Origin of the sequence: Rhodococcus sp. (in: high G+C Gram-positive bacteria), from assembly GCF_049591685.1 — a bacterium.
Classification (GTDB): Bacteria; Actinomycetota; Actinomycetes; order Mycobacteriales; family Mycobacteriaceae; genus Rhodococcoides.
In genome coordinates, this window is record NZ_JBAWFH010000252.1 from 1 (window position 1) to 9,478 (window position 9,478).

The window sequence follows — 9,478 nt, forward strand, 5'->3', positions numbered from 1 at the left end:
AGCGGGGGCTGGTGGTGCAATCGGGGCGGGCTCGGCGTTTCCGTTCGGACGTTGCTCGACAGGCGGAGTTTCCGACGGTCTCCCGGGCGTCTGTGAGGCGGCGGGGACGGCCGGTGCGGTGATCGGCGCGGGCGCCGGTGCACCGGAGTCCGAGGGCCGCGACACCAGGTAGACACCGGCGAACACAGCGCCGAGGAATGTCACAGACAGGGCGACTGCGGCAAGAATCTTCACCGCCTCACTCTGCATTCCCCGAATGGGCCACGAATGAGACGCAGATGAGAGACCTCTCATCTGCTTGCCCCCAACGCATCGATGGCCCACCGCAACCGTCTATGCGTTGCGATGGGCCATCCATGCCGAAGTTAAAGGCGAGCGGGTGATCAGCGAGCGAAGAGCAACGCGCGCTTGACCTCCTGAATTGCCTTGGTCACCTGAATGCCACGGGGGCACGCGTCGGTGCAGTTGAAGGTCGTGCGGCAGCGCCACACGCCTTCGACGTCGTTCAGGATGTCGAGTCGCTCGGAGGCGCCTTCGTCGCGGCTGTCGAAGATGAACCGGTGCGCGTTGACGATGGCGGCAGGACCGAAGTAGCTGCCGTCGCTCCAGTAGACGGGGCACGAGGTGGTGCAACATGCGCAGAGGATGCACTTCGTCGTGTCGTCGAATCGGGCGCGGTCGGCCTGGCTCTGGATGCGCTCACGCGTCGGCTCGTTGCCGGTGGTCATGAGGAAGGGCTTGACCGCGCGGAATGCGTCGAAGAACGGTTCCATGTCCACGACCAGGTCCTTCTCGACCGGCAACCCACGGATGGGCTCGATCGTGATGGTCAGGTGCTTGGACGAGTCCTTCGGCAGCATGTCGCGCATCAGCACCTTGCAGGCGAGACGGTTGACGCCGTTGATGCGCATCGCGTCGCTGCCGCAGACACCGTGGGCACACGAACGACGGAAAGTCAGCGATCCGTCGAGGTAACCCTTGGCGTAGGACAGCAGGTTCAGAAGCCGGTCGGTGGACAGTGACGGCACCTGGAACGTGTCCCAGTACTGGCCCTCGCCGTTCTCCGGGTTGAAGCGGGCAATCTTCAACGTCACCATGACCGCGCCGTTCGGCACGGGCGGCTCGGCGGCGTTGTCGGGCTGATCTGGTTTGTCGAGAGTGGGGGCGCTCATATCAGTACTTCCGCTCCATCGGCTCGTAACGGGTCTGGATTACCGGCTTGTAGTCCAGACGAATGTCGGTGAGCAGGCCAAGCCCTTCCTTGTAGGCCATGGTGTGCTTCATGTACTCGTCGTCGTTGCGGTCCGGGAAGTCTTCACGGGCGTGTCCGCCGCGCGATTCCTTGCGGTTGAGTGCACCGACGACGGTGACCTCGGCCATCTCGAGCAGGAAGCCGAGTTCGATGGCTTCGAGCAGGTCGCTGTTGTAGCGCTTGCCCTTGTCCTGCACGGTGATGTGGTCGTACCGCTCCTTGAGGGCGCGAACGTCCTTCAGGGCGGTTTCGAGACGCTCTTCGGTGCGGAACACCGACGCGTTGTTGTCCATCGACTGCTGCATCTCGCTACGGATGTCCGCGACCCGCTCGTGGCCGTGATCGGAGAGGATCAGCTCGATCCAATCCTGGACCATCTTCGCCGGCTCCTCGGGGAGCGGAGTGAAGTCCACCTCGTTGGCGTATTTCGCGGCGGCGATGCCCGCACGGCGACCGAAGACGTTGATGTCGAGCAGCGAGTTGGTGCCGAGACGGTTGGCGCCGTGCACCGACACGCATGCACACTCACCCGCCGCGTACAGACCGGGGACGATGTCGTCGTTGTTGCGCAGCACCTCACCGTTGATCTTGGTGGGGATACCGCCCATGACGTAGTGACACGTCGGGTAAACCGGTACCGGTTCCTTGACGGGGTCGACACCGAGGTAGGTGCGGGAGAACTCCATGATGTCCGGGAGCTTCTCGTCGAGAACTTCCTCGGGGATGTGCGTGACGTCGATGTAGACGTAGTCCTTGTTGGGGCCGCCGCCGCGTCCTTCGAGTACCTCGAGCACCATCGACCGGGCGACGATGTCGCGCGGCGCGAGGTCCTTGATGGTGGGGGCGTAGCGCTCCATGAAGCGCTCGCCGTCCTCGTTGCGAAGGATGCCGCCCTCGCCTCGAACGGCCTCGGAGATGAGGATGCCGAGACCCGCGAGGCCTGTCGGGTGGAACTGGTGGAACTCCATGTCCTCGAGGGGGAGTCCCTTGCGGAAGACGATGCTCATGCCGTCACCGGTGAGGGTGTGAGCGTTGGAGGTCGTCTTGTAGATGCGTCCCGATCCACCGGTCGCGAAGACGATCGACTTCGCGTGGAAGATGTGCAGCTCACCCGTCGCCAACTCGTAGGCGATGATGCCTGTCGCAACAGGTCCGTTGTCGGTCTCGGTGAGACAGAGATCGAGTGCGTAGAACTCGTTGAAGAACTCGACGTCGTGCTTGACGCAGTTCTGGTAAAGCGTCTGCAGGATCATGTGTCCGGTGCGGTCGGCTGCGTAGCAGGCTCGGCGAACCGGTGCCTTGCCGTGGTCACGGGTGTGGCCACCGAAGCGTCGCTGGTCGATCTTGCCCTCGGGTGTCCGGTTGAACGGAAGACCCATCTTTTCGAGATCCAGGACGGCATCGATGGCTTCCTTCGCCATGATCTCGACAGCGTCCTGGTCGGCGAGGTAGTCGCCGCCCTTGACGGTGTCGAACGTGTGCCACTCCCAGTTGTCTTCCTCGACGTTGGCGAGTGCTGCGCACATTCCACCCTGAGCTGCACCGGTGTGCGAACGCGTCGGGTAGAGCTTGGTCAGTACCGCCGTGCGGGCGCGGGGCCCGGCCTCGATGGCTGCTCGCATGCCTGCGCCACCTGCGCCGACGATGAGCACGTCATAACGATGTTCCTGCATGAATGCTTCAGTTCCCTTAGCTCGCCGAAATGTTGGGATCGAAGGTGAAGATGACGTAGGTGCCCAGGCCCATGATGAGAATCATCGACAGGACGAGCAGCGTGGTCAGCCAGAACCGCGTCGAGTCCTTGCGTGAGTAGTCCGAGATGATCGTGCGCAGGCCGTTGCCACCGTGCAGCTGGGCCAGCCAAAGCATGGTCAGATCCCAGAACTGCCAGAACGGGCTGGACCAGCGTCCGGCCACGAACGCGAAGTTGATGCGGTGCACACCCTCGTCGAGCATCAGCATGATGAACATGTGTCCGAGGACGAGGACGACGAGTGCGAGGCCGGAGAAGCGCATGAACAGCCACGCGTACAGCTCGAAGTTGCCGCGCGACTGACGCCGCGGCGAACGCGGGTTGTCCAGACTGGCCGGACGGTCGTAGTTCGTGCCGAGAGACTTGGCCTCGGAGCCGTGTGTCGTTGCCATCAGTGACCGCCCGCTGTGAACATGTTGTAGAAGATTCGGCCGGCTCCGGGAATCATGACCACGATCCAGACTGCGGCGATGACCCACAGCATCAGCTTCTGGTACTTCGGCCCCTGGGACCAGAAGTCGATCAGCATGACGCGAATGCCGTTGAGTGCGTGATAGAGCACTGCGGCGACGAGCCCCAACTCCATGAGGCCGACGAGCGGCGTCTTGTAGGTGTCGATGATCGCGTCGTAGGTCTCGGGGTTGACCCGGACCATCGCGGTGTCCAACACGTGGACGAAGAGGAAGAAGAACACCAATACACCGGTGATCCGGTGCAGAACCCAGGACCACATTCCTGGATCCCCGCGGTACAGGGACCGCTTACGCTCCTTGGCCGGAGCGGCTTCAGTCGTGCTACTCATCGAGTGCAAAGCCTCCAACGTCAATGGTGGACGCGTCGAGCCCGGTAGCCGAAGAAGAACCTGGCTCGATTTGTCGAACTCCGGCTCGACCGATTATCGAAGAGCCGCCGTCTTTGAACTGTAAACCCATTGGAAACACGGAACTAATTCGACTACGCGTTCGTACTGACCTGCGATTCTTTATTAGGTTTGGCTTCCCAATTCTTCGTGATCGGTTCAGTCGTGCGGCGTGCGTCGGGGCTCGGCCTGTGATTGGATTGCAGGCATGCTCGAAATAGACTGGAAAACGTTGCGCGACAACGCCCATGGTGCAATGAAGCAGGCCTATGCACCGTATTCGAAGTACCCGGTGGGCGCCGCCGCGCTGGTGGACGATCAACGGATTGTCACAGGATGCAATGTGGAAAATGTCTCATACGGTTTGGGGCTCTGCGCGGAGTGCGGACTGGTGTCGAACCTGCATTCCACGGGCGGTGGTCGACTCGTGGCTTTCTCCTGCTGCGACAGTCGCGGGGCAAGGCTCATGCCGTGCGGTCGCTGCAGACAACTGCTCTACGAGTTCGGCGGGCCGAATCTGCTCGTCGACACCGACTCCGGGCCCACGCCGCTGAGTGCCTTGCTGCCCTCCGCGTTCGGGCCGGACGACCTCGAATCCGGGCAGTTGCAGACTCCGTCCGTCGACGCCGGTAGTCGCGAATCCGGAGGCGACCATGTCTGACGCAGTCTCGATCATCACCGCCAAGCGCGACGGCCACGAACTGACACCGGCACAGATCGACTGGGTCGTCGACGCGTTCACCCGCGGCATCGTCGCCGACGAGCAGATGTCCGCACTCGCGATGGCCGTCTACTGGCGCGGCATGACCCGCGCGGAACTGAGCCGGTGGACTGCGGCCATGATCGGCTCGGGCACCAGGATGGACTTCTCGACGCTCCCGCGCCCCACCGTCGACAAGCATTCCACCGGTGGTGTGGGCGACAAGATCACGCTGCCGCTGGCGCCGCTCGTCGCAGCATGCGGTGCCGCGGTTCCTCAGCTGTCCGGTCGCGGGCTCGGTCACACCGGTGGCACCCTCGACAAGCTCGAATCTATTCCCGGTTGGAGAGCCGATCTCGGCGCCGACGAGATGCGCTCGATCCTCGCCGACCCGGCCGTCGGCGCGGTGGTGTGTGCGGCCGGTGCAGACCTTGCGCCCGCCGACAAGCGGCTCTACGCCCTCCGCGACGTCACCGGAACCGTCGAATCGATTCCGCTGATCGCCAGCTCGATCATGAGCAAGAAGATTGCCGAGGGCACCGGTGCGCTGGTACTGGACGTCAAGGTCGGCGCCGGTGCGTTCATGAAGAACATCGACGACGCACGACGCCTCGCGGAAGCAATGGTCGACCTCGGCACGGATGCAGGCGTCCGCACGGTCGCTCTGCTCACCGCCATGGACGCACCGCTCGGCCTCACCGCGGGCAACGCGCTCGAAGTCGAAGAATCGCTCGAGGTGCTCGCAGGCGGAGGGCCGTCGGACATCGTCGAACTGACGGTGACGCTGGCCCGCACCATGCTCGCCGCTGCGGGAATCGAAGGCGTCGATCCGGCGGACAAGCTCGCCGACGGCACCGCAATGGACAGGTGGCGAGCAATGATCGCCGCGCAGGGCGGGGACCCCGACGCGACTCTGCCGCAGGCGAAGGAGCGACTCGACGTCGTGGCTCAGGCCGATGGCATCGTCACCGGTGTCGACGCCATGAGGGTGGGAGTCGCGGCATGGCGGCTGGGCGCCGGGCGAGAACGCCAGGGTGAGCCGGTTCAAGCCGCCGCGGGTGTTCGACTGCATGCGAAGCCAGGCGATCGGGTGACGACGGGACAGCGAGTTGCGACGCTCTACACCGACACACCGGAGAAGTTCGACTACGCGAGTGAGGCCATCGGCGGCGCCTGGACGATCGGGCAAACCGCGGCGGAGCAGCTGCCGATCGTCATCGAACGGATCGGCGGCTGACACACCCCGCGCGCGGCACGCGATCGCGCTACCGTCGAGCCATGAGTACCGCCGATAACACGTCGATTTCCACCAGCGGCGCTACGCCGCTCGACCTGCGGTCGATCAAGACCGCTCCCAAAGCGCTGCTGCACGATCACCTCGACGGTGGGCTCAGGCCCCTGACCGTGCTGGAGCTGGCGGAGAGCAGCGGCTACGACGCGTTGCCCGTATCCGACAGTGCCGCCCTGGGAGAGTGGTTTCGCAACGCAGCCGACAGCGGATCGCTCGAGCGCTACCTCGAAACTTTCGCACACACCGTTGCCGTGATGCAGACGCCGGAAGGCCTGTCGCGAGTCGCGCAGGAATGCGCCGAGGACCTGGCGGATGACGGCGTGGTCTACGCGGAGGTCCGGTTCGCGCCGGAACAGCACCTCGAACGCGGGCTCACGCTGGATCAGGTTGTCGAGCACGTGCTCGAAGGTTTTCGGGCGGGCGAATCGGCTGCGAAGGTAAACGGCAAACGCATCAGGGTCGGGTGCCTGCTCACCGCGATGCGGCACGCGGCACGGTCGCGGGAGATCGCCGAACTCGCGGTACGGTTCCGCGATCGTGGGGTCGTCGGTTTCGACATCGCGGGCGCCGAGGCCGGATTCCCTCCCAGTCGCCACCTGGATGCGTTCGAGTACATGCGAGCGAACAACGCGCACTTCACCATTCACGCAGGCGAGGCGTTCGGACTACCGTCCATCCAGGAAGCGGTTGCGTTCTGCGGCACCGACCGTCTGGGCCACGGGGTACGCATCACCGACGACATCACCACCAGCTCGGACGGGGCTCACCGACTCGGGCTTCTCGCGAGTTACGTTCGAGACAAGCGGATTCCGCTGGAGCTGTGCCCGAGCTCCAATGTGCAGACCGGTGCCGTCGACAGCATCGAGAAGCACCCGTTCGACGTACTGGCGCGAATGAGGTTCCGCGTCACCGTCAACACGGACAACCGACTGATGAGCGATACGTCGATGACCCGCGAGATGCACAAACTGGTGACGACCTTCGGCTACGGCTGGTCCGATCTCGAGCGGTTCACCATCAATGCGATGAAATCGGCATTCATTCCGTTCGACGAGCGGCTCGAACTGATCGACAATGTCGTCAAGCCGGGATACGCGGTACTACACGGCTGAATGCCATGACCGGCGGCCGACGCTCACTCCTTGCGTAGGCGGGCCTCGAACTCACGCTCGAGTGCCCGCCACGCCTCGGCTTCGACGTCGAAGGGCGCGCTCGGCGCGAGGCGGTTGGGGTCGGGCTCGAGGGTATACGAGACGTACCACCCCAGCGGAGTGGAGCTCGCCAAGGCGGTCTCGACCGAGTCGTCGTCCGCGAAATCGGCCGCGTCGGTGAACAGTTCCACTGCGAGATCGAGCTGATCGGGGTCGACGGCCGTCGGGCCCTCGGCGAGATCATCGGCCAAACCGGGCAGCACGTACACGTTTTCGTCGGTCACCTCGATGCGAAGCGACCCGTCCACCGCGGCGGTCTGCACATCGGCGTAAGTGCTGACCTTGGCCAGTTCGTGATCGTGATCGTCTGCGAGATAGCGGGCGAGCGCACGTTCCGATCCGAACACCGTGATCGCGCCGCCACGGCCGAGGAAGATGGGTTCGTCGTCCATGTAGCACCGCAGCGTGTAGACGGTGTCCTCGGAGGTGATGATGCGAATGGGATCGATACCGACGGTCGTCCAGAAGGAGTCCTCCGCGGCGGCATCGGCAATCGGATCCGGTGTCTCATCGACCTCGTCGACCTCGTCGTCGGCGTCTTCGGTGTCCGTGTCTTCTTCGGTGACATCGTCGACGTCCACGATATTCTCTGCTGCGGCGATGAGTTCGGCTTCGGCGACGTCCACGGCTGCCGGATCGACCTCGGGTGTGGTGACCACGGAATCGATGGCGTCGATGACCGCATCCCAGCTCTTGGCGACCGACGTACCGATCCGGTCCCAGAGATTCTGCCCGTCCTTGCCGACGTAGGCATCAACGCCGATCTCCACCGAACCGAGGTGTGGGTTCGCCGAGAAGAACGCGGTGACGGTGCTGAGTTCGCAGACGTCACCGAGCGTTTGAACCATTTCGAAGGTCGCGGCGAGTTCGGCGAGAATGTCCGAGTCGGGATCTTCGGCGACGAGTTCGAGGACGCCGACCAGATCGAACCGGTGCAGGTCGTCGGGTTCGAGTTCGTTGGCCGCGAGTGCGGACACGACCCGCCACGACGGGTGATCGACGAGGTCGTTGTCGTTGTTGCTTCGGATGAAGGCGGCGAGCTGTGCCACTGCCTCGAACGCGTACAGGTCTTCGTCGTGTCCGAGGAACGCCTCCCACTCGTCGTCGCCCTCGTGCCACTCCGGAGCCCACAGGGTGACGAAGTCGCCGCGGGTGAGACCGAGTTCGATCGGAATGATGTCGCCAGCCATGGGGGGAAGCCTATCTCAGGTGTCGGAGAGCGAACTCTGCATGCGTTGCAGGATCGATGCTCGACGCGCCAGCGCCTCTCGGGCCGCGTCCGACGCCGCGGCAACGATGGCGCTTTCGAGTTGCGCGGCCGAGGTTCGCGTCAGGTCGGAGGCCAACTGTAGGTCGATCAATGCGCCGGTCGCGTCGACCGTGACGGTCACGATTTCGTCGGGGGAGCTCAGAGTGACCCGCAAGCGGGACAAACCCTCGGACGCTTCGTGCATGGTGTTCAGCGCCCCGTCCGCTCGCGCGAGAATGGAGTCGAGTGCAGTGTTCATACAGCTTTCATCCACGAGGTGGGTGGGGGCTCGACGTCCATCAGCGTGCTTTCCTCTTGCGCGACGTCGGTCGCCCGGGGTAGTCCGAGCCGGTCGAGAACGTTTGCATCCATGCCGTCGTGCTCGAGGAAGAGGCGCCGTTCCGCTCGTGCCGACGTGGTGGCTCGTGCACACAGTTGCAGAATGGTTCGTGCGAGTTGCTCGCTGCCGTAACGTAGTTCGTCCGGATCGACTCGAATTGCGACGGGCACCCCGTGTTCGGTCACCCGGACCCGGACGGTGTTGTTCCTGGTTGCGGCCCACGCCGAAATGTCGTTCACGCCGTCGGCCGGTAGAAGCCCATGAAGGCCATCCCGGAATTGGTGGTGCGAATGTCGCCGACCTGAACTGGGTCTCCGGCTTCGACAAGCTGGTTGTTGCCTACGACCATGGCGACGTGTCCGTCCCACACCGCGAGGTCTCCGGGCAACACTTCGTCGCGGCTCACCTGTGTTCCGACGTTCTGCTCTTGCGCCAACCGGGGGAGTTCGACACCCTGCTCTCGGTATGCCCATTGCGTCAGCCCACTGCAATCGAGGCCGCGGCCGGGTTCGGTGCCTCCCCACGAATAGGGAGTGCCCTGTTGGGTGAGTGCACTGCGTACGGCGCCCGCAGCCTGCTCGTTCGGTGCCACGGCGACGCTTCCGTCCGGAAGTGCGACCTGCACGCCACCCTGCGCGCCACCGTCGGGGCTGCCGACCGGAGCCGCTGATCGTGGGGGCGCGCCCGCGAACGTGGACATGCCGTCTTTGAATCCGGTCTGGCCGGCGTTCGTGACGGTTGCCGGTGAGGTTGCATGCGCGCCGGGTTCGGCAAAGTTCGGCGCGGACGTGGAGATGGTGCGTGCGAAATTCTGGGCAAAGGC

General features: G+C 64.1%; 11 protein-coding genes and 1 pseudogene. 3 read left to right on the plus strand and 9 right to left on the minus strand.

The features are described 5' to 3' along the window. The 5 genes and pseudogenes from WBQ44_RS10655 to sdhC all read right to left on the minus strand — a co-directional run. Positions 1 to 234, minus strand: a pseudogene (locus WBQ44_RS10655) (hypothetical protein); the annotation flags it as partial. Positions 235 to 383: 149 nt separating this feature from the next. Further along, complete coding sequence (locus WBQ44_RS10660) at positions 384 to 1,172, minus strand: succinate dehydrogenase iron-sulfur subunit (RefSeq protein WP_495566660.1); 789 nt, start codon at positions 1,170 to 1,172, stop codon at positions 384 to 386. Position 1,173: 1 nt separating this feature from the next. Then, positions 1,174 to 2,925, minus strand: a complete 1,752-nt coding sequence (sdhA, locus tag WBQ44_RS10665; protein WP_495566661.1) for a succinate dehydrogenase flavoprotein subunit — start codon at positions 2,923 to 2,925, stop codon at positions 1,174 to 1,176. Positions 2,926 to 2,941: 16 nt separating this feature from the next. Continuing rightward, positions 2,942 to 3,397 (minus strand): succinate dehydrogenase hydrophobic membrane anchor subunit, encoded by a 456-nt coding sequence (locus WBQ44_RS10670; protein ID WP_495566662.1) that lies wholly within the window; start codon positions 3,395 to 3,397, stop codon positions 2,942 to 2,944. Further along, a complete protein-coding gene (sdhC, locus tag WBQ44_RS10675) occupies positions 3,397 to 3,807 on the minus strand; it encodes a succinate dehydrogenase, cytochrome b556 subunit (RefSeq protein ID WP_495566663.1) in 411 nt (136 codons plus the stop codon). Before sdhC ends, WBQ44_RS10670 begins: the two co-directional genes overlap by 1 nt. Before the next feature lie 265 nt (positions 3,808 to 4,072). On the opposite strand from sdhC, the gene WBQ44_RS10680 reads away from it, so the two are divergent. The 3 genes from WBQ44_RS10680 to WBQ44_RS10690 are packed head-to-tail and all read left to right on the plus strand — an operon-like array spanning position 4,073 to position 6,967. Beyond that, positions 4,073 to 4,525, plus strand: a complete 453-nt coding sequence (locus tag WBQ44_RS10680) for a cytidine deaminase (protein WP_495566664.1) — start codon at positions 4,073 to 4,075, stop codon at positions 4,523 to 4,525. After that, positions 4,518 to 5,801 (plus strand): thymidine phosphorylase, encoded by a 1,284-nt coding sequence (locus tag WBQ44_RS10685; protein WP_495566665.1) that lies wholly within the window; start codon positions 4,518 to 4,520, stop codon positions 5,799 to 5,801. Before WBQ44_RS10680 ends, WBQ44_RS10685 begins: the two co-directional genes overlap by 8 nt. Positions 5,802 to 5,842: 41 nt before the next feature. Further along, complete coding sequence (locus WBQ44_RS10690; RefSeq protein ID WP_495566666.1) at positions 5,843 to 6,967, plus strand: adenosine deaminase; 1,125 nt, start codon at positions 5,843 to 5,845, stop codon at positions 6,965 to 6,967. A 23-nt stretch (positions 6,968 to 6,990) separates the two neighbouring features. On the opposite strand, the gene WBQ44_RS10695 is transcribed toward WBQ44_RS10690, so the two are convergent. From WBQ44_RS10695 to WBQ44_RS10710, 4 genes are all read right to left on the minus strand, one after another. After that, complete coding sequence (locus WBQ44_RS10695; protein WP_495566667.1) at positions 6,991 to 8,256, minus strand: SatS C-terminal domain-containing protein; 1,266 nt, start codon at positions 8,254 to 8,256, stop codon at positions 6,991 to 6,993. Between the two features lie 15 nt (positions 8,257 to 8,271). Beyond that, positions 8,272 to 8,574, minus strand: a complete 303-nt coding sequence (locus WBQ44_RS10700; RefSeq protein ID WP_495566668.1) for a YbaB/EbfC family nucleoid-associated protein — start codon at positions 8,572 to 8,574, stop codon at positions 8,272 to 8,274. Further along, on the minus strand, positions 8,571 to 8,894 hold the full coding sequence (locus WBQ44_RS10705; RefSeq protein WP_495566669.1) for a hypothetical protein: 324 nt from the start codon (positions 8,892 to 8,894) through the stop codon (positions 8,571 to 8,573). The genes WBQ44_RS10700 and WBQ44_RS10705 overlap by 4 nt, the downstream gene beginning before the upstream one ends. After that, positions 8,891 to 9,478, minus strand: a 588-nt coding sequence (locus WBQ44_RS10710) for a C40 family peptidase (protein WP_495566670.1), incomplete at its 5' end; no start/stop codon positions are given. The genes WBQ44_RS10710 and WBQ44_RS10705, both read right to left, overlap by 4 nt.